General features: G+C 73.0%; 11 protein-coding genes. 6 read left to right on the top strand and 5 right to left on the bottom strand.

Going from position 1 to position 19,533, the window contains the following annotated elements; all coding sequences use genetic code 11:
• Positions 1–472 precede the first annotated feature (472 nt).
• A complete protein-coding gene (locus RCO28_RS26570; RefSeq protein ID WP_308943781.1) occupies positions 473–1,030 on the bottom strand; it encodes a MarR family transcriptional regulator in 558 nt (185 codons plus the stop codon).
• 135 nt (positions 1,031–1,165) lie between these two features.
• On the opposite strand from RCO28_RS26570, the gene RCO28_RS26565 reads away from it, so the two are divergent.
• On the top strand, positions 1,166–2,434 hold the full coding sequence (locus tag RCO28_RS26565) for an MFS transporter (RefSeq protein WP_308943797.1): 1,269 nt from the start codon (positions 1,166–1,168) through the stop codon (positions 2,432–2,434).
• Positions 2,435–2,446: 12 nt separating this feature from the next.
• Here RCO28_RS26565 and RCO28_RS26560 read toward each other — a convergent pair whose 3' ends face one another.
• Positions 2,447–4,069 (bottom strand): SpoIIE family protein phosphatase, encoded by a 1,623-nt coding sequence (locus tag RCO28_RS26560; RefSeq protein WP_308943780.1) that lies wholly within the window; start codon positions 4,067–4,069, stop codon positions 2,447–2,449.
• Between the two features lie 157 nt (positions 4,070–4,226).
• Complete coding sequence (locus RCO28_RS26555; protein WP_308943779.1) at positions 4,227–5,612, bottom strand: NAD(P)/FAD-dependent oxidoreductase; 1,386 nt, start codon at positions 5,610–5,612, stop codon at positions 4,227–4,229.
• Between the two features lie 360 nt (positions 5,613–5,972).
• Here RCO28_RS26555 and RCO28_RS26550 point away from each other — a divergent pair, with 360 nt between their 5' ends.
• Together RCO28_RS26550 and RCO28_RS26545 are read left to right on the top strand one after the other, a co-directional pair.
• Complete coding sequence (locus tag RCO28_RS26550; protein ID WP_308943778.1) at positions 5,973–6,773, top strand: helix-turn-helix domain-containing protein; 801 nt, start codon at positions 5,973–5,975, stop codon at positions 6,771–6,773.
• Between the two features lie 267 nt (positions 6,774–7,040).
• Positions 7,041–9,017, top strand: coding sequence for a sigma-70 family RNA polymerase sigma factor (locus tag RCO28_RS26545; protein WP_308943777.1), 1,977 nt, complete (start codon positions 7,041–7,043; stop codon positions 9,015–9,017).
• A 16-nt stretch (positions 9,018–9,033) separates the two neighbouring features.
• On the opposite strand, the gene RCO28_RS26540 is transcribed toward RCO28_RS26545, so the two are convergent.
• Positions 9,034–12,411, bottom strand: coding sequence for a BTAD domain-containing putative transcriptional regulator (locus RCO28_RS26540; RefSeq protein WP_308943776.1), 3,378 nt, complete (start codon positions 12,409–12,411; stop codon positions 9,034–9,036).
• A 396-nt stretch (positions 12,412–12,807) separates the two neighbouring features.
• Positions 12,808–14,913, bottom strand: coding sequence for an asparagine synthase-related protein (locus tag RCO28_RS26535; RefSeq protein ID WP_308943775.1), 2,106 nt, complete (start codon positions 14,911–14,913; stop codon positions 12,808–12,810).
• Positions 14,914–15,545: 632 nt separating this feature from the next.
• On the opposite strand from RCO28_RS26535, the gene RCO28_RS26530 reads away from it, so the two are divergent.
• From RCO28_RS26530 to trmB, 3 genes are all read left to right on the top strand, one after another.
• A complete protein-coding gene (locus RCO28_RS26530; protein WP_308943774.1) occupies positions 15,546–16,991 on the top strand; it encodes an MFS transporter in 1,446 nt (481 codons plus the stop codon).
• 130 nt (positions 16,992–17,121) lie between these two features.
• The gene (gene lhgO, locus RCO28_RS26525; protein WP_308943773.1) at positions 17,122–18,321 is read left to right on the top strand and encodes an L-2-hydroxyglutarate oxidase; all 1,200 of its coding nucleotides are present in this window, start codon (positions 17,122–17,124) and stop codon (positions 18,319–18,321) included.
• A gap of 219 nt (positions 18,322–18,540) precedes the next feature.
• On the top strand, positions 18,541–19,377 hold the full coding sequence (gene trmB, locus RCO28_RS26520; protein ID WP_308943796.1) for a tRNA (guanosine(46)-N7)-methyltransferase TrmB: 837 nt from the start codon (positions 18,541–18,543) through the stop codon (positions 19,375–19,377).
• Positions 19,378–19,533: the final 156 nt, after the last annotated feature.

Raw genomic sequence — 19,533 nt, 5'->3', positions numbered from 1 at the left:
CGCTGTTGAGTTCTCAAGGAACGGACGCTTCCTTTGTACTCACCCTCTCGGGCTTTCCTCCGGGCGCTTCCCTTCGGTCTTGCGTTTCCGACTCTATCAGACTCTTTCGTGTCCGATTTTCCGTCGGGGGCCGCCCCGCGTTAGCGGGATATTGACCCTGTGCTTTCCGGCCCTTCCGGGCCTTTCGGCGGTGTTGACTCTATCAGATCCTTTCGGGCCTGATTCCCAGTCAACTGGGTTTGTCTTTGCGGCTGTTGGGCCGTTCCGACGATCAAACTCTAGTGGATTTCCCCGGCCGTTCAAAATCGGGCCACGAATTCAATTCCGGGCATGCCGAAATTGATCCCGTTGGGAGATCGTGCTGAGTTTGGTGTGCCGCTCTCGCGGCGAGAGGTGCCGCCGCAGAACCGTTACGGCTCCGTGGCAACCCGAAGAACTTTACGGATCCGGACAGGGGCTGTCAACCTCGGGTTCACTCAAGATCGCTGAGCCGACCGCCGGCGTCCGGCTGGGCGTCCTCGACCCGGCGAAGCAGTCTGGTCAGCAGCTCGCCGAGCAGTCCACGCTCATCTCCGGAGAGGTCCTGCAGCAGGTCCTCCTCGAAGACCGTCGCCAGGCGCATCGCCTCCAGCCACTTCTCCCGGCCCGTGTCCGTGAGCTCGATGATCACTCGTACGCGATTCGACTCGTCGCGGTCTCGGGTCACGAGGCCCTCCGCGACCATGCGGTCGATCCGGTGGGTCATGGCCGCCGGGGTGAGGCCGAGGCGCTTGGCGATCTCGCCGGGGCCCAGGCGGTACGGGGCGCCGGAGAGGACGAGGGCCTTCAGGACCTCCCACTCCGCGTTGCTGATGCCGAGCGTCGCCGTCTGGCGGCCGTACGCCACGTTCATGCGGCGGTTGAGGCGGCCGAGCGCGGAGACCACCTGCTCGACCTGGGGGTCGAGGTCGCTGAACTCGCGCTGGTACGCGGCGATCTGCTCCTCGAGGGTCGGCTCGGGCGGTGCTGTGGCGTCGGCGGTGTCACCCATGCCCGGCAGTATCGCACGCTGCGACTTTGCACTAAAGACCTTCGGGCCGTACTCTTTAGGTCTGAACTTTAGCTTCTAAGTCTTCAGGTCTAACTCCTGAAGCGACTCCTAAGGCAGGTGAAAGTGACCAGGGCGATGGGCGCTGCGATGCGCCGGATCCACGTGGGCAACGCGCTGAGTGCGTTCGGTCTCGGCTTCACGGTTCCGTTCCTCTACGTCTATGTGGCGCAGGTGCGGGAACTCGGTCCTACGACGGCGGGTCTCGTGCTCGCCGTCTTCGCCGTGGCCGCGCTCGTCGTGCTGCCGTTCACCGGTCGTGCCGTCGACCGGCGGGGTCCACTGCCTGTGCTGCTCGCCGCCCTGGTGACCGCCGCGATCGGCGCGATGAGCCTCGGGCTCGCCGCGAACACTCAGCTGGTGCTCGTCTCGGCCGCGCTGCTCGGTGCCGGGCAGGCCGTGATGCAGCCGGCGCTGGCCACGATGATCGTGGAGTGCTCGACGCCCGAGACGCGTACGCGCGCCTTCGCCATGCAGTTCTTCCTGCAGAACCTGGGCCTCGGCGTCGGCGGTCTGATCGGCGGGCAGATCGTGAAGCGCGAGCGTCCCGGTGACTTCACTCTGCTCTTCGGTATCGAGGCCGGCATGTTCCTGGTGCTCGTCGCGATCATGGCCACGGTGAAGCTGCCGGCGCAGCCGCGTATCGGCGATGCCACGCCGCAGGCCAAGGGCGGCTGGAAGCGGCTCTTCGGCAACCGGGCCATGGTGCAGCTGTGTGTGCTCGGCTTCGTGCTCTTCTTCGCCTGCTACGGGCAGTTCGAGTCCGGTCTGTCCGCGTACGGCGTCGAGGCGGCGGGGATCTCGCCGTCCACCCTTGGCATCGCCCTTGCCGCCAACACGGGTGCGATCGTGCTCGCGCAGTTCCTGGTGCTGAAGTTCGTCGAGCGGCGCAAGCGTTCGCGGGTGATCGCGGCGGTCGGGCTGATCTGGGCCGTGGCCTGGGTCTTCGCCGGGTACGCGGGCCTGGGGCACGGGAGCCAGGCCATGGCGACGGCCGCGTTCATCTCCACGTACGCGCTGTTCGGGATCGGTGAGGCCATGCTGTCGCCGACCGTCGCGCCGCTTGTGGCGGATCTGGCGCCGGACGGGATGGTCGGGCAGTACAACTCGGCCTTCGCCCTGGTGAAGCAGCTCGCTCTTGCGGTCGGGCCCGCGGTGGGCGGGCCGATGGGGGCCTCACTGCACGGTCCGTACATCGTGCTGTTCGTGCTCTTCTCACTCGGCATCACGGTGCTCGCCGTGAAGCTCGGGCGGTCGCTCACTCCGGCGCAGAACCACCCGTGGGCCGAGAAGAAGAGCCTGGTCGTACGGGAAGGCAGGCCCGCCCACGAGGTGGCCGGCGTCTGACGGGCGTACGGGTCATTCGCGCGGCAGGGCGAACTCGCACCAGACCGCCTTGCCGCCGCCCGGGGTGCGGCGGGAGCCCCAGGAGGACGCGATCGTGGCGACGATGGCGATGCCTCGGCCCGCTTCGTCGGCCGGTTCCGCTCTGCGGCGGCGGGGCAGGTGGTCGTCTCCGTCGGTGACCTCCACGATCAGGCGGCGGTCCGTACGGCGGAGTCTGAGGCGCATCGGTGGGGTGCCGTGCTGCAGGGAGTTCGCGACGAGCTCGCTGGCGGCCAGGACGCCCAGGTCGTGCAGCTCCGTCGGGAAGCGCCAGCTGGCGAGGACGCCGGAGGCGAAGGCACGCGCGCGTGGTGCCGCTTCGACGCCGCCGAGCAGTTCGAGTGCGGCGCCCCGGAAGCGCTCCGCGTCGGCGCCCGTGCGCTTGGGGTGCTGGAGGACCAGGACCGCCACGTCGTCGTCGTGCTCGGCGGTCACGCCCAGGGCGCGGATGAGGCGGTCGCAGACCACCTGAGGGGTGCCGGTCGCACCGGCCAGGGCCTGCTCCAGGGCGGCCACTCCCTGGTCGATGTCCTCGTCCCGGCGCTCCACCAGACCGTCGGTGTAGAGCACGGCGGTGGCGCCGGGCGGGAACGGCAGGGAGCCCGACGTGTGCATCCAGCCGCCGGTGCCGAGGGGCGGTCCGGTCGGCTCGTCCGCGCGGTGCAGCTCGCCCTCCTCGTCGCGTACGAGGATCGGCAGGTGGCCGGCGGACGCGTAGGTGAGGCGGCCCTCGTTCGGGTCGTGGATGGCGTAGACGCAGGTGGCGATCTGGCTGGCGTCGATCTCCGCGGCGAGGCCGTCGAGTAGTTGCAGCACTTCGTGCGGGGGCAGGTCCAGGCGCGCGTACGCCCGGACCGCCGTGCGGAGCTGGCCCATGACGGCGGCGGCGCGCACCCCGCGCCCCATGACGTCCCCGATGACGAGGGCGGTGCGGCCGCCGCCGAGGGTGATCACGTCGTACCAGTCACCGCCGACGGCGGCGTCCGTGCCGCCCGGCTGGTACGTGGCGGCGATGCGCAGGTCGTCCGGGCCCTCCAACTCCTGTGGCAGGAGCGAGCGTTGGAGGGTGACGGCGGCCTCGCGGTGGCGGCGTTCGCTGGCGCGCAGGCGCTCGGCGGCCTCGGCCTGGTCCGTGACGTCGGCCGCGAAGACGAGCACGCCGCCGCCGTCGGGAGTGTCGAGCGGGGTGCACGTGAACGTGTACGACCTGCCGCCGGGGACCTTGCGGGACTTGACCGTGCGCGGCTTGGCGCTGCGCAGGACCTGGTCGAGCAGGGGAAGCAGGCCGAGCTCCGCCAGCTCGGGCAGGGCTTCGCGCGCGGGGGCGCCGACGGGGCGGGGGCCGAAGGCTTCGGCGTACGCGTCGTTGACGTACGCGATGCGGTGCTCGGGGCCGTGGACGAGGGCGACGAGGGCGGGGACGCGGTCGAGGATCCCGCGCACGGGGAAGTCCTCGACGGCGGGCGTGGGAGCGGCGTCGTCCGTGTCGTCCACCAGGTGCTCGGCGCGGGCGGCGGGCACGGATCCGCGGTCGGATCGTGCGGCGGCGCGGCGTTGCGTTCCGGGGAGTCGGGCGCTCCAGCGCGTGAAGTTCACTGCGTTAGGCCTCGTGTGTTCGCTTCTGGGTCGAGACACGGCACTGGGGATGCCTCGTGCAAGTCGAGGGGCGGTTCGCCCTTGGTCGTGTCCAGTCTGTCGGACCGGACTGACATCCGTCAGACGCCGGTGCGGTGCGGGGAGTTCCTGGCTCCGGTCAGGAGGACTCCTTCGGGCGCTCCCCTCCGGCCGCGAGTTCGAACTCCGCACGCGGGTGCTCGAGGGAGCCCAGGGAGACGATTTCACGCTTGAAGAGGCCGGCGAGGGTCCATTCGGCCAGGACGCGGGCCTTCCGGTTGAAGGTGGGGACCCGGCTGAGGTGGTACACGCGGTGCATGAACCAGGCGGGGTAGCCCTTCAATTTCCGCCCGTAGACGTGCGCGACACCCTTGTGGAGGCCGAGCGACGCGACGGACCCCGCGTATTTGTGGGCGTAGTCCGTCAGGGGCCGGCCGCGCAGTGAGGCGACGACGTTGTCGGCGAGGACTCTCGCCTGGCGTACGGCGTGCTGGGCGTTGGGGGCGCACTCCGTGCCGGGTTCGTCGGCCGTGATGTCGGGCACCGCGGCCGCGTCGCCCGCCGCCCACGCGTGCGTGGTGTCGTCCAGGGCGAGCTTCGCGGTGCACTTGAGGCGCCCTCGGCCGTTGCGCGGCAGGTCGGTCGCGGCGAGCACGGGGTGGGGTTTGACGCCCGCGGTCCAGACGACGGTTCTGGTGGGGAACCGCGATCCGTCGTCGAGTACGGCGACCCGGTCCTGGCAGGAGTCGAGGCGGGTCTCCAGGCGTACGTCGATGTTGCGGCGGCGCAGTTCGCGGACGGTGTAGCGGCCCATCTCCTCGCCGACCTCGGGCAGGATCCGGTTCGAGGCTTCGACGAGGATCCACTTCATGTCGTCGGGCTTGACGTTGTGGTAGTAGCGCGAGGCGTAGCGGGCCATGTCCTCGAGCTCGCCGAGCGCCTCCACGCCCGCGTAGCCGCCGCCGACGAAGACGAAGGTGAGGGCCGCGTCGCGGACGGCGGGGTCGCGGGTGGAGGAGGCGATGTCCATCTGCTCGATGACGTGGTTGCGCAGGCCGATGGCCTCTTCGACGGTCTTGAAGCCGATGCCGTAGTCGGCGAGCCCGGGCACGGGCAGGGTGCGCGAGATGGAGCCGGGGGCGAGGACGAGTTCGTCGTACGGGATCTCGACGGAGCCGGTGCCCTCCTCCTCGGTGGCGAGGGTGGCGACGGTCGCGGTCCGCTTGGCGTGGTCGATGGACCGGGCCTCGCCGATGACGACCTTGCAGCCGTCGAGGACGCGGCGCAGCGGTACGACGACATGGCGGGGCGAGATCGATCCGGCGGCGGCCTCGGGCAGGAACGGCTGGTAGGTCATGTACGGGTCGGGGGTGATCACCATGATCTCCACGGACCCCTGCCTGAGCTCGGGTTTGAGCTTCTTCTGCAGCCGCAGCGCGGTGTACAGGCCGACGTAGCCGCCGCCGACGACGAGAATGCGAGCCCGGGCGGATCCGGGGGCCCTCCCCCGTGTGTTTGCAGCCATCACCAGTCCATGACGCACCGCGGCCGCGCGTTTGTCCACAGGCCCGGCAATTTGTGTGACCGGAAGTCTGCGCGACCGCGACGCGCGGCGTGTTCCGCGGCTTTGGAGATATACGCAGGTCAGGGTGTGACTTAGACGGCTCGGGCGGGGGTGCAATCGGGGCGGAACCGGTGCGTACTCCGATCGGGGGGCGCACCGTGCGGAACGGGCCTCTTCTGAATTGACTCCGCCTCAACTATGTTCGTGTGTCATCGGGGTGCGGGGGAAGTACCAGAGATGATCACGGCCAGACCCCCTTCGTGCACCGGCAGTCAGGCGGGGAAGTCTCCGGGGGGAGACGTCATTACCGGGGGAACGCTTATGCACATTCAGGATTCTCATTGGGGTTCCACGTCAGCTCTCGCGGCGGCGGACGGGCCTCAGCGGCACGGTTCGGCGGAGGGTGCGCGCAGCACACCGCTGCGGGTGGACGCCCAGCGCAATCTGGAGCACGTACTGCGCGCGGCGCGCGAGGTCTTCGGCGAGCTGGGGTACGGCGCGCCGATGGAGGACGTGGCGCGGCGGGCGCGGGTCGGGGTGGGGACGGTCTACCGCCGTTTCCCGAGCAAGGACGTCCTCGTGCGGCGGATCGCCGAGGAGGAGACCGCGCGGCTGACCGAGCAGGCGCAGACGGCGCTCGGTCAGGAGGACGAGCCGTGGTCGGCGCTCTCCCGCTTCCTGCGGACGTCGGTGGCGTCCGGCGCGGGCCGGCTGCTGCCGCCGCAGGTGCTGCGGGTGGGCGTGGCCGAGGAGGGCTCGGCCCAGTCGGCCGATGACACGGCGCGGGTGCCGCAGCAGCGGCATGCGGCACAGCCCGATCTGCGGCTCGTGGACCAGCGGCCGGCGCCGGAGCAGGAGCTCGTGGACCAGCGGCCGGCGCCGGAGCAGGAGACGGACCCGGATGCTGCGGGTTCGGGTACGGCGGCGCTGCTCGACGTGGTCGGGCAGCTGGTGGAGCGGGCGCGGGCGGCGGATGCGCTGCGCGCGGACGTGACCGTCGCGGACGTGCTGCTCGTGATAGCCACGGCCGCGCCTTCGCTGCCCGATCCGGCGCAGCAGGCGGCGGCCTCGGGGCGGCTGCTCGACATCCTTCTGGAAGGGCTGCGGTCCCGGCCCGCCTGATCTCTTTCGGGGGCTTGGGTACGCCTTACGGAAATGCCAGGAATGCGACAGGGGCCGGAAAGATCGGGCCTGTAGTGGTTCGCGTACGGTCAACTCGTGTTCCTGGCATACCTGTTCAGTGTGCCCCGAATGAGTGAACGGTAGTGCCGTGTTTCCGTAACGCGCCCCGGATGAGTGGTTGCCCGCATTCGGGGGTTCGGCGCTGTTGACGCGTGTGACACTCTTTCCCGGTGTTCGGTCTGAGTGTTTGTGCGGGGGCTACGCGCTATGGGCGTTGACGGGCGGGACGAGCCACTCTCCGGCGGAGACGTCGACTCCGGTGGGCAGCCCTCTCACCAGGTGCCGAGCCAGGGCGGCCCTGCCGGCCCCGCGGGACCTACGGCCGGGGCGGGTTCCGGGAGCACGGGCAGCGTCCCTCCGCAGCGCGAGAGCACGGATCCCTCGGCGGCCGGTCCCGCAGCCGCGGGCGGCGCGCAGGCCGACGGTTCGCGGACCGACGGCTCACTGACTGACGGCTCGCTGACCGACGAGCTGCTCTCCTCCGCCGAAGACCCGCTGTCCGACCCCGAGTTGATCGACCGGATGCGCGCGGGCGACGACTCGGCTTACGAGGAGCTGTACCGCCGCCACGCGGAAGCGGTCCGGCGCTACGCGCGCACGTGCTGCCGGGACGGCCACACCGCGGACGACCTGACGTCCGAGGTGTTCGCCCGCATGTTGCAGGCGGTGCGCGGCGGTTCGGGCCCGGAGTACGCGGTACGCGCGTATCTGCTGACGTCCGTGCGGCGGGTGGCGGCGAGCTGGTCGAAGGCCGGGAAGCGGGAGCAGCTCGTCGAGGACTTCGCGGTGTTCGCGGCGCAGGCCTCGCGTTCCTCGGAGGCCTCCGACGACGACACCCTGGATCTGGGCGCCGACGTGATGGCCATGCACGAGGCCGAGCGGTCCATGGTGATGCAGGCCTTCCGCAGCCTCTCCGAGGAGTGGCAGGCCGTCCTGTGGCACACGGAGGTCGAGGACGACCCGCTGAGCGAGGTGGCCCCGCTGTTCGGGCACGCCTCGCCCAACGCGACGGCGCAGCTGGCGAGTCGGGCCCGCGAGGGCCTGAAGCAGGCGTATCTGCAGGCCCATGTGAGCGTCTCGCTCGCGTCGGACGACGAGTGCGCGCGCTATGCGGACCGGCTCGGGGCGTACGCCCGCGGGCGGCTGCGCACGCGCGCCGAGCGCGGTCTGCGGGGGCATCTGGAGGAGTGCGCCAAGTGCCGTCTGGCGGCAGGCCAGATCAAGGAGTTGGCGAGCGGCATCCCGGCGCTCGTGCCGGTCGCGGTCATCGGCTGGTTCGGCGCCGCCGGGTACTCCGTCAAGGCCGGGCTGCTGTTCGGCGGGAGTGCCGCGGGTGCCGCCGGGGCCGGTGCGGCGGCGGCCGCGGGGGGCACGTCCGGCGGTGCGGCCGGCGGTGCGGCCGGCGGTGCGGCGGGGGGCGCGGCGGCCGAGGGGCTCGGCGCCCCGGCGAAGGCCGGTATCGCGGCGGGTGTCGTCGTCGCGGCCGGGGTCGCGGTGGCGCTCGCCCTCGCCGGCAGCGAACCCCAGCCGGAGGCGAAGCCCAAGCCCACCCCCACCCGGTCCGCCGAGCCGCAGAAGCCGGAACCCGAGCCGGAGTCCCCGCAGCCGAAGCCGCCGGCCTCGAAGCCCTCGCCGGAGCCGACCCCGACGCCGACGCCCACACCGACGCCCACCCCCACGCCGACTCCGACGCCGCCTCCGCCGCCGAAGCCCAGCCCGTCGGAGCCCGCCCCGCCCCCGCCGGCGGAGCCGAGGATCTACGCCGTCAACGAGCTGCAGTACAGCGTCCTCGGCGACGGCACCGAGCCCGAGGTGCGGCTGGGCGAGTCCAGCTGGTTCTGGCAGCGCCGGGGCCTGAACATCGGCGGCCAGCGGTACGACCACGGCGTGACCGTGCACGCCCGCTCCTCGCTGACCATCGACCTCAACCGCGCGTGCAGCTCGTACGACGCGCTCGTGGGCGTGGACGACATGACGTTCGGGCTCGGCGCGGTGCGGTTCGAGGTGCTCGCCGACGGGGAGCACCTGTGGAGCTCCCCGGTGATGCGGGGCGGGGACCCGGCGGTGCCCGTGCATGTCGACCTGACCGGACGCAGGACGATGCAGCTGGTCGTCGAGCCGCACACGGAGTTCGACGCGGTGGCGCTGGCGGACTGGGCGCAGTCGAGGATCGCCTGCGAGTAGCGCCCGGGGGTGTTTCTTACCGGAGCCCCAACTCGAGCCCCAACTCCCCTTCTGCGGCGGCTACTTCACCCAGCACGTCATCGGGGGTGAGCCCCGCACCCGCCGTACATTCGCTCTCGTACCGCTCCTCACCAAGGGCCGCGCGCAGGCCGCGTTCGAGGCGGTCCGTCTCGTCCCGCTCGGGTTCGGAGCGGGGCCGGCCGCCGCGCCAGGCCGTGGCGGCGGACAGCAGTCGGGCCGCGCGGACCGGGTCGTCGAGGGCCTGGAGGAGCAGGGCGATGCTCTCCGTGAGCGTGGCCAGGACGAGCTCGGCGCAGCGTGCGGACACCGCCCGCCGCAGGCCCTCCGCGAGCAGCGGCAGTCCCGCGCGCGGGCTGGACTCGGCGGCGGTGATGCGGCCGTCCAGATTGGCGACCGCGGCCTCGAACTGCGGGGGTGGCGTGGCGCGTTCGCCCAGGGTCCGGGCGGCCTCGCACTCCGCGCGGGCGCGTGCGACGTCTCCCAGGCCCAGCGCGATCGTCGCCGACATGGCCCGGACGAACGCGCGGGCGTCCGCCGCTCCGTAGCGGTCCGCCTCCGCGTCCGCCTCGGCCAGGGCGCGCTCGGCGAGGGCCGTGTCACCCGAGCGGTACGCGATCTCGCCGAGCCGGGCGATCAGGAACGGCGCCTCGGCGTGCGCCCCCACCTCGTACGCCAGGTGCAGCGCCTCCTCGAACTCGCCCTGCGCCTCCTCGTACCGGCCGCGGGCCATGGCGGCCTCGGCGGCCGCGCTGCACACCTGGGCGCGCATCCAGCGGTCGCCGACCTGGCGGGAGAGTTCGCGCAGTTCGGCGAGGTCGTCGTCCACGGCGGACATGCCGCCGTGCTGGTCGACCGCCACATGCGTGCGGAACATCAGGGCGACGCCGGTCTCCCACGGGCCGCCGTACTTCCGGCAGGTGTCGACGAGCAGGTCCATCGTGGCGTTGCGGTCGACGTGGTCGTCGAGGACGAACTGCAGGAACGGCCAGAGCAGTCCGGGGAACGAGGCGGACTGCGGGATCGGGCGGGCGAAGGCGTCGCGCAGCCGGAGCACCTCCGCGCGGGCCTCGGGGGTGTTCAGCTCCTCCAAGAGGCCGGACTCCGTGACCAGGAAGAGCCGGCCCAGACGCATCCGCATCCGCGGCCAGTAGCGCGGGTCGTGCTCGGTGACTGAGGGGGCGGTGCTGGCGGGGCCGGTGCTGTCAGGGTCGGTGCTCTCGGGGTCGGTGCTCTCGGGGCCGGGGGACTCCGGATCGGGGGACTCCGGATCGGGGGACTCCGGATCGGTGCCGAGGGCGAGGATGCGGGTGGTCCACTCCGCGCCCTCCTTACGGTAGTTGCGCAGCCACCAGAACCAGCCCATGGACAGCGCGAACTCGGTGGCGCGCGCCTCGTCGCCCGCGTCGACGGTGCGGTGCAGGGCGGCGCGGATGTTGTCGAGTTCGCTCTCCAGGCGGTGGATCCAGGGGAGTTGAGCTTCTGTACGCAGCAACGGATCCGCTTCCCGGACGAGTTCCAGGAAGTGGCGGGTGTGCTGCTCGCGGGCGCGGGCGCGGGCGTGGGTCGGGCAGACACCCCCTGGGCTCTGCGGGGCCTCGGCGGCGCGCTCCACGGCGTACTCGTGGATGGTTTCGAGCATGCGGTACCGCATCCCCGGGGTGCGGCCCGCGGGGGCGGCGACGATCAGGGACTTGTCGACGAGGGCGCCGATCAGGTCCGCCGCGTCCGGGCCGCAGACCGTCTCGGCCGCGGCCAGGTCCCAGCCGCCCGCGAAGACGGAGACCTCGCGCAGCACGCCGCGCTCCCGCTCGTCGAGCAGGTCCCAGGACCAGTCGACGACGGCCCGCAGGGTCTGCTGGCGCGGCAGGAGCGTACGACTTCCGGAGCTGAGGAGGCGGAAGCGGTCGTCGAGGCGGTCGGCGATCTGGCGGGGCGTGAGCAGTCTGAGCCGGGCCGCGGCCAGCTCGATCGCCAGCGGCAGGCCGTCGAGCCGGGCGCAGATCTCCGCGACCGCGTCCGGGTCACGCGCGGGGTCGAAGCCGGGGTGCACGGCGGCGGCGCGCTCGGCGAAGAGGCGGTGGGCCGTGGCCTCGGGCAGCGGGTCGACGGGGCGCACGGACTCGCCGGGCACGCCGAGCGGCTCCCGGCTGGTGGCGAGGATGCGCAGCTCGGGGCAGCGGGTGAGCAGGTTCTCGGCGAGGCGGGCCGTGGCGCCGACGACGTGCTCGCAGTTGTCGAGGATCAGCAGCAGGCCGCGCGGGGCGCAGTACTCGACGAGCAGGGCGGTCGGGTCGTCCTGCGCCGGGGTGAGCTCGCTCGTCATCAGGGCCGTCTCGCGCAGGCCGAGTGCGCTGACCACGGCGCCGGGGACCGCCTCCGGGCGCTCAAGCGGGGCGAGCTCGGCGAGCCAGGCCGGGGCGGTGTGCCCGGCCGCCGCCTCCTCCGCGAGGCGGGTCTTTCCGGAGCCGCCCGGTCCGGTGAGGGTGACGAGGCGTGCTCGCTCCAAATCCGCACGGATGGCGGCGAGTTCGGGTTCCCGGCCGACGAACGAGGTCAGCCGGGGGCGGAGATTTCCCTCACTCTTCCCCTCCGTCCCCTCCGCGCCCAACTGATGCGTGCCCTCATGAACCTCCGCACCCTCATGGACCTCTGCGCCCTCATGGGCCAGCAACTCCCGGTGCAGCAGCCTGAGTTCGGGCCCGGGATCGGTCCCGAGCCCGTCCGCGAGCGTGCGCCGGGCCCGGTCGTACGCGGCGAGCGCGTCCGCTCCCCGGCCGGTGTCCCTGAGGGCACGCATCAGTTGGGCGTGGAGTGGTTCGTCGTACGGATGGTTCTCGGTCAGTTCCTTCAGTTCCGGTACGAGATCGTGGGCGCGGCCCAGGCGCAGCTCGGCCTCGATGCGGGTGCGGGTGGCGTCGAGGCGGCGGGACTCGGGGCGGGCGGCGGCCGTGCGGTCCGGGAGGTCGGCGAGGGCGGGGCCGCGCCACAGGGCGAGCGCCTCGCGCAGGAGGCGGGACGCGGTGCCCGGATCGCCCGCGCGCAGCGCCTCCGTACCGCGCCGGCTGAGGCGTTCGAAGCGGTGCAGGTCCACGTCGTCGGCGTCGGCCGCGAGCCGGTACCCGCCCGGGGACGAGGCGATCGCCTGCCGGCCGAGGGTCCGGCGCAGGCGGCCGACCAGGGCCTGGAGGGCGGCGGGTGCGTCCTGCGGCGGGTCGCCGGCCCACACCTCGTCGATGAGCGACTCGACCGGGACCGTGCGCCCCGCCTGCAGCGCGAGGGCCGCGAGGAGCGCGCGCACCCGCGGGCCGCCCACCGGGACGGGGGCGCCCTGCTCGTCGTGCGCCGTCGTGGCGCCCAGGATTCGGTACCGCACAGGCCCCATTGTTCCCGCGACCACTGACAACCGCGGGTCCTGCCGTGCGATCGGCGGCAGGGGAAGAGCTGCGGCGGCGGGTGCGGACCGCGGTGAGGCTGCCGTGCGATCGGCGGCACGCGAAGGGCTGCGGCGGCGTCTGCGGCCCGCGTCCAGGGCCTGTCCGGCGGATCTTCGCGGAACTGCCCGCGGCGTCATGGAGGTCCCCCCTGCTCTGAGGGCACCTCCCGGCCGGAGGCTGGGGGGAGCAGCCGAGACCTTGGAGGAGCGTGCCAGGGGGCACCTCCCGGCCGGAGGCTGGGCGGCGTGCCAGGAGTCGTGGGCCCGCGAAGGTCCGCCGGACAGGCCCCAGCCCTGCCGGGAACCTGCGAGGAACCTGCAAGCGAACCTGCGTGCTCAGACCCCGCTCGGGCTCGACGCGCTCCCCAACGCCCCTCGCTGCTGCCCGAGCACGCCAGGCGGGGTGATCCCGGAAGGCACCGCACGCGCGCGTGCCGGTGTGCCCGTCCAGCAGGTGCCGCGGCGGGAGAGGAGGCGGCGCAGCCACAGTTCGGTCGAGACGAGCTCGGCGAGGCCGTCGAGCCCGCCCTGCTCCCCGTCGGCGGCCTCCCGCAGCGCCCGCTGCACGACGCGGCCCTCGACCAGACCGGCCTGGGCGAGCAGCGGCGCCGCGAACAGGTCGACCAACTCCTCGACGGCGACGCGGAGTCCGGTGCCGACGGCGGCGGTGGACGAGGCGAGCGTGGGTTCGCCCCAGCCGTCCGGGAGGTCGGCCACTCCGGCGCCCTCGAGGACCGTGCGCAGGATGTCCGCGCGTGCGCCGGGCTGCACCCTGAGCGCTTCGGGGAGCGCCCGGCACGCGCGGACGACCTGGTTGTCGAGGAACGGGGCGTGCAGACGCTGGAAGCGGACCTCGGCGGCCTGTTCCAGGACGCGCAGGTCGGCCGCGTGCCGGGCGAGGGCGGCACGCGCGCGTAGTTCGCCGGGGTGCTGGCCGGGGCCCGGTCCTGGGCGGGTCGCCGCCTGTTCGAGGCGAACCGATACTTCAGCGAGCGCCTCGCCGGTCAGCCAGCGCGCGGCGGGCCCCGGTCTCGCCCAGGCGAGCGCCGCGAGGGAGGCCCCGACCGCGCCCGCGGGCTCCTCGAACCGGCCTTCCCTGAGGCGCACGGCGGCGTCCTCGATGCCGGAGCGGTACGGCGTACGGGCGAGGCGGCGCGCGGCGGCGTACACCCGCGCGGGGACGAGAACCGAGCCCTCCGCCTTGGCCAACGCGGCGACGGGGCGCACGAGATGGCGCCGGCGCCGGTCCATGAGGAGGTCCGCCAGGCGCGCGGGGTGCGCGTCGAGCACCTGGCGTGCGCCGTGCCCGGTGAAGTGGTCGGCGCTGCCCGAGGAGAGGCGGGCGCGGTGGCGTGCGGCGGTCACCAGGGAGGGGCCCGGTTCGTCGGTGAGCGGGCCGTCCAAGTCGGCGTAGGGCAGGGCCTCTTCGCCCGCCGCGACCACCACGTGGTGCAGGCGCGGGTTGGCGGCGATGGCGCCCGCGCGCTGCAGTTCGGCCTCGCTGCCGCGGGTCGTCAGGTCGTTGAAGGTGACGGCGAGGAGCCGCTCGCCCGCGCCGGTGCCGTGCCCGAGGACCGTGCCAGGCAGTCCCGGCAGGCCGGCGGCGAGCAGCGCGAGCGTGCCGGACGCGGGCCCTCCGGAGAGGTCGGCGCCGATGCCGGGCACGGGCATCCGGGCGCCGCGCCGCTCGGCGGGGCCCATGCCGGGGACCGGTCCCGGGTCGATGTCCGGTACGTGGCGTGGCGCGGCGAGCCGGGTGCGTACGGCCTCGACCAGGGCGTCGCGAACGCCGTCCACCGCCCGCGCGCCGTCCATCTGCGGGGCGGCGACGGCGAGCGAGGCGACCGGTTCGTACCCGGCGATCTCGCGGGCGCCGTCGCGCAGGATCAGGGCGTGTCCCGGCGGGATGCGGCTCACGCCGAGGTAGGGCGTGGAGTCGTGCAGCGCCTCGGGGACGTCGGGGCAGGCGAGCAGGGCCGCGAGGTGGCCGATGTCGAGGTGGGCCTCGATGAGGTCGGCGAGCGGCAGGGCCGCCGTCGCGTACGCCGTACCGCCCGCCCAAGGGGTGTGGAAGACGGGGCGCGCGCCCGCGAGGTCGCCCGCGATCGTGACGCGGCGGCCGACCTGCACCACCGCCGTGTAGCTGCCGGGCCAGGCCGTGAGGTGGCGCAGGGCGCCGCCGCGGGCGGCGAACAGGCCGACGCGCAGCTGTTCGTCGCTGGCGCCGCAGGTGCCGAGCACGGCGATCCTGGTGCGGTCGTCGGCCTTGATCACGCGCACTTCGTCGGGGCGCCAGTCGCCGACCGCCCAGAGCGGATCCGGGTCGCCCCACAGGAGCTGGGAGCCCACCGGGTGCACGGTCTCGCCGGAATCATGGGCGTCTGGGGCCATGGCCGGGCCCGTCCTCGCGGTGGTACTGCTCCACCCCACCAACCACCGCATCTACGCCTCCACAGGCTGTGGACAACCGAGACCGAAGGAGCTGCCGGGAACAGAATCCAGGGAACTGCCGGGAACTCAGGTCCATGCTGCCACGAAGACGGCGCACGAGAGGGGTGGTGGGCGCGCATGGGCATGGCTGAACGCGCCCCCGGATTCGGACACTTGAGACATCTCGGGGGCGGTCGGCAGGCATCGATATTTGGCCAATTCGGCGACCGCTCGGACGGCGCCACAGCGGGGACGAGGACGGACAAACGCGCGCGTGCGGCACGGAATCGCACAGTCCGGGAGGTGCCCATCACCTCCCGGACCGCTCCGCCGCCCGCGGGGATGAGGGCGGCGGCATCCCCCAGCCCACTGGTTCCTGTGCACAGCGGGCCGACCCACGCACCGCCCATGGAAGCGCTCCCCCGAGGTGTCCGAGAAGAGCGCACGTGCAGGCGCACGGCCACACACCCGGAGCACGGCCCCTACGACCCGTACTCCTGTACAGACAACAATCTCGCCATCCGGAACCGGGCCCCTTAACGCTTGGAATGCGGGGAACTACGCTGGGTTTACGAATGCCGCGTGGTTATGCCAAAGCCGGTCATGCCACAGCCGCGGCAGCCGTCTGTGTCGAGGGGTGGCGCATGTCCAGGGAGCAACGCGGGCCGAACGAAAAGCTCGGCACGGTTCTCGCCCTCGCGGGAATCAGCAACGCCGGCCTGGCGCGAAGGGTCAACGACCTCGGTGCGCAGCGGGGGTTGACCCTTCGCTACGACAAGACCTCGGTGGCCCGCTGGGTCTCCAAGGGCATGGTGCCGCAGGGCGCCGCGCCGCATCTGATCGCCGCGGCCATCGGCCAGAAGCTGGGCCGCCCGGTGCCGCTGCACGAGATCGGCCTCGCCGACGCGGACCCGGCGCCCGAAGTGGGCCTCGCCTTCCCGCGCGACGTCGGGGCGGCGGTGAAGTCCGCGACGGAGCTGTACCGCCTGGACCTCGCGGGCCGCCGGGCCGGAGGTGGCGGGATCTGGCAGTCCCTGGCCGGCTCCTTCGCCGTGAGCGCGTACGCGACCCCGGCGTCCCGGTGGCTGATAACCCCCGCCGACAGCTCCGTCGAGCGCTCGCCCGAGAGCGCCGCCGAGGCCGACACGGCCGCCGCCGCGGGCGAGACGCTGCAGCGCGTCGGCCACAGCGATGTGCACAAGCTGCGCGAGGCCGCCGAGGACGCGCGCCGCTGGGACTCCAAGTACGGCGGCGGTGACTGGCGTTCGTCGATGGTCCCGGAGTGCCTGCGGGTCGAGGCGGCCCCGCTGCTGCTCGGCTCGTACTCCGACGAGGTCGGCCGCGCCCTGTTCGGCGCGACGGCCGAACTCACCCGCCTCGCCGGGTGGATGGCCTTCGACACGGGCCAGCAGGAGGCCGCCCAGCGCTATTACATCCAGGCGTTACGCCTGGCCAGGGCGGCCGCCGACGTCCCCCTGGGGGGGTACGTCCTGGCGTCGATGTCGCTCCAGGCCACCTACCGGGGCTTCGGCGACGAGGGCGTGGACCTCGCCCAGGCCGCCATCGAGCGCAACCGCGGGCTCGCCACCGCCCGCACCATGAGCTTCTTCCGCCTCATCGAGGCCCGGGCACACGCGCGTGCGGGCGACGCCCAGGCCGCGGGCGCCGCACTGAAGGCCGCGGAGGGCTGGCTTGAGCGCGCGCGGGACGGCGACAACGACCCGCAGTGGCTCGGCTTCTACTCGTACGACCGCTTCGCCGCCGACGCCGCCGAGTGCTACCGCGACCTGAAGGCGCCGCGCCAGGTGCGCCGCTTCACCGAGCAGGCCCTGTCCCGGCCGACCGAGGAATTCGTCCGCTCGCACGGGCTGCGGCTCGTGGTCAGCGCGGTCGCCGAGCTGGAGTCGGGCAATCTGGACGCGGCGTGCGCCCAAGGTCTGCGCGCCGTCGAAGTGGCCGGACGCATCTCTTCCGCCCGCACCACCGAGTACGTCCGCGACCTGCTGCACCGCCTGGAGGCCCACGGCGACGAGCCGCGCGTCGCGGAGCTGCGGGAACGGGCGAGGCCGCTGCTGGTCACCCCGGCGTAAGCGTGAGCGTCCGGAACCATGAGCGTCCGGCGGACCGCCTCTTGTCACTCCGGCGGCAGTCCATGATCCTTTCGGGTTTGAAGGCATTGTCAGTGGCGCAGTGCACTATCGGACCTGGGAGGTGGAGCGCATGACGTACGACTGCGACGTGCTGGTGATCGGCGGCGGGATCGTCGGCCTGTCCACGGCGTACGCACTGACGCGCACCCGTCCGGGCACCCGCGTCACGGTCCTGGAGAAGGAGCCGGGCCCGGCCAGGCACCAGACGGGTCGCAACAGCGGAGTGATCCACAGCGGGATCTACTACGCCCCGGGCTCGCTCAAGGCACGGTTCGCGGTCCGGGGCGCCGCGGAAATGGTCAAGTTCTGCACGGAGTACGACATTCCGCATGCCGTCACCGGCAAGCTGATCGTCGCCACGGACCGCGCGGAGCTGCCCCGGCTGCACGCCCTGGTGCAGCGCGGCCGGGAGAACGGCATCCCGGTCAGGGAGCTGGGTCCGGCCCAGATAGCGGAGTTCGAGCCGCAGGTCAGCGGCATCGCGGGCATCCACGTCGGCACGACGGGCGTATGCGACTTCACGGCCGTCGCCGCCCACCTCGCCCAGGCATCCGGCGCCGACGTGCGGTACGGCGCGGAGGTCACCCTGATCGACCGCCGCCCGGAGCGCGGCGTCGCGGTGCGCACGGCGGACGGCACGGTGCTGCGCGCCCGCGCCCTGGTCAACTGCGCCGGCCTGCACTGCGACCGCGTGGCCCGGCTCGCTGGCGACGACCCGGGCATGCGGATCGTCCCCTTCCGCGGCGAGTACTACGACCTGGCCAGACCGGAGCTCGTCCGCGGCCTGGTCTATCCGGTGCCCGACCCGGCCTTCCCCTTCCTCGGCGTGCACCTCACGCGCGGTGTCGACGGCGGGGTGCACATCGGCCCCAACGCCGTCCCGGCCCTCGCCCGCGAGGGGTACGCCTGGTCGGTCCTGCGCCCCCGCGACCTCGCCGAGACGCTGACCTGGCCGGGCAGCCGCCACATCGCCCGCAGACACTGGCGGTACGGGGCGGGCGAGCTGCAGCGCTCCCTGTCCAGGCGCGCCTTCACGGAAGCGGTGCGCCGGCTGCTGCCCGCCGTCACGGAGGACGACCTGCGCCCCGCGAAGGCCGGGGTGCGCGCCCAGGCGGTGCTGCGCGACGGCACGCTCGTAGACGACTTCCTGATCCGCGAGGCCCCGCGCACGGTCCACGTACTGAACGCCCCGTCCCCCGCCGCCACGGCCTCCCTGCCGATCGGCCGGGAGGTGGCCCGCCGGGTGCTCGCCTCCCTTGACGCGGCATGACGCGGGAGGTGGCCCGCGGGTGCTCGCCTCGCTTGACGCGGCGGGACGCGGGAGGCGGCCCGCCGGGTGCTCGCCTCCCTTGACGCGGCGTGACGACCGCCGGAAACGGCCGGAGCGGGCCCCGGTCTCGGCGTCGGCCGACCCCGCCCGTCCGACCCCCGTAAAATTGCCCTCACTGTGTCTGATTTCCACGCGCCCGACGCTCCCGAAGCCGACCCGATGACGTCCGACGACCCGGCCGCCGCAGAGCCGACCGCGGAACCGACCGCGGAACCGGCCGCTCACCCGGCCGCCGGTCGGCCCGTCGAGGCGTCCCGCCGCACCCGCCCGAAGGGCGAGCCCCGCTTCCCGGACGGGCCCGCGCCCGACCCCGCGGGCTCGCACCACGAGCGCCGGATCCGCAGCTTCCAGCCGCGCCGCAGCCGGGTCACCACGAGCCAGGCCGAGTATCTGCAGCGGCTGTGGCCCCAGTGGGGCCTGGACATCGACGGCCGCGGCAAGCTCGATCTGGACGAGATGTTCGGCGGCCTGCCCGTCGTCCTGGAGATCGGCTTCGGCATGGGCGAGGCCACCGCGCAGATGGCGGCCGCCGCCCCGGACACCGGCATCCTCGCGGTCGACGTGCACACCCCCGGCATGGGCAACCTCCTCGGCCTCGCCGAGCGCGGCGGCATGACCAACGTCCGCGTGGCCAACGGCGACGCGATCATCCTGCTCCGCGAGATGCTCCCCCCGGCCTCCCTCGACGGCCTGCGCGTCTACTTCCCGGACCCCTGGCCGAAGAAGCGCCACCACAAGCGCCGCCTGATCCAGCCGGAGTTCCTCACGCTCGCCGCGCGCTCCCTCAAGCCGGGCGCCCTCGTGCACTGCGCGACGGACTGGGAGGAGTACGCGGAGCAGATGCTGGAAGTCCTCACCGCGCACCCCGACTACACCAACACCCAGCCCGACGGCGGCTACGCCCCGCGCCCCGCCTCCCGCCCCCTGACCCGCTTCGAGGGCCAAGGCCTGAACAAGGGCCACGTGGTCCACGACCTGCTGTTCCGCCGCGTGTAGGGACTAGCCGCGTGTAGGGACTAAAGGGGCGCGGGGCTGTGACATTGGCGGCTCCGCCGCTGGGTGCGACCAGCCAAGACGGCGCGGCAGTCGAAAGAAAAGCGCGGCCCCAGCCCACCGGCACCGTCGCGCCTGTCACACCCGCTCGTTATCGTC

The sequence above is a fragment of the Streptomyces sp. LHD-70 genome, from assembly GCF_031157275.1.
Lineage (GTDB): Bacteria > Actinomycetota > Actinomycetes > Streptomycetales > Streptomycetaceae > Streptomyces.
The sequence above is the reverse complement of the archived record's forward strand: the minus strand, read 5'-3'. Positions and strand labels throughout refer to the sequence as shown.

Coding starts and splice junctions, on each gene's coding strand:
- RCO28_RS26570 (WP_308943781.1), bottom strand. CDS start 1,030: ATGGGTGACACCGCCGACGCCACAGCACCGCCCGAGCCGACCCTCGAG.
- RCO28_RS26565 (WP_308943797.1), top strand. CDS start 1,166: ATGGGCGCTGCGATGCGCCGGATCCACGTGGGCAACGCGCTGAGTGCG.
- RCO28_RS26555 (WP_308943779.1), bottom strand. CDS start 5,612: ATGGCTGCAAACACACGGGGGAGGGCCCCCGGATCCGCCCGGGCTCGC.
- RCO28_RS26550 (WP_308943778.1), top strand. CDS start 5,973: ATGCACATTCAGGATTCTCATTGGGGTTCCACGTCAGCTCTCGCGGCG.
- RCO28_RS26545 (WP_308943777.1), top strand. CDS start 7,041: ATGGGCGTTGACGGGCGGGACGAGCCACTCTCCGGCGGAGACGTCGAC.
- RCO28_RS26535 (WP_308943775.1), bottom strand. CDS start 14,913: ATGCGGTGGTTGGTGGGGTGGAGCAGTACCACCGCGAGGACGGGCCCG.
- RCO28_RS26530 (WP_308943774.1), top strand. CDS start 15,546: ATGTCCAGGGAGCAACGCGGGCCGAACGAAAAGCTCGGCACGGTTCTC.
- lhgO (WP_308943773.1), top strand. CDS start 17,122: ATGACGTACGACTGCGACGTGCTGGTGATCGGCGGCGGGATCGTCGGC.
- trmB (WP_308943796.1), top strand. CDS start 18,541: ATGACGTCCGACGACCCGGCCGCCGCAGAGCCGACCGCGGAACCGACC.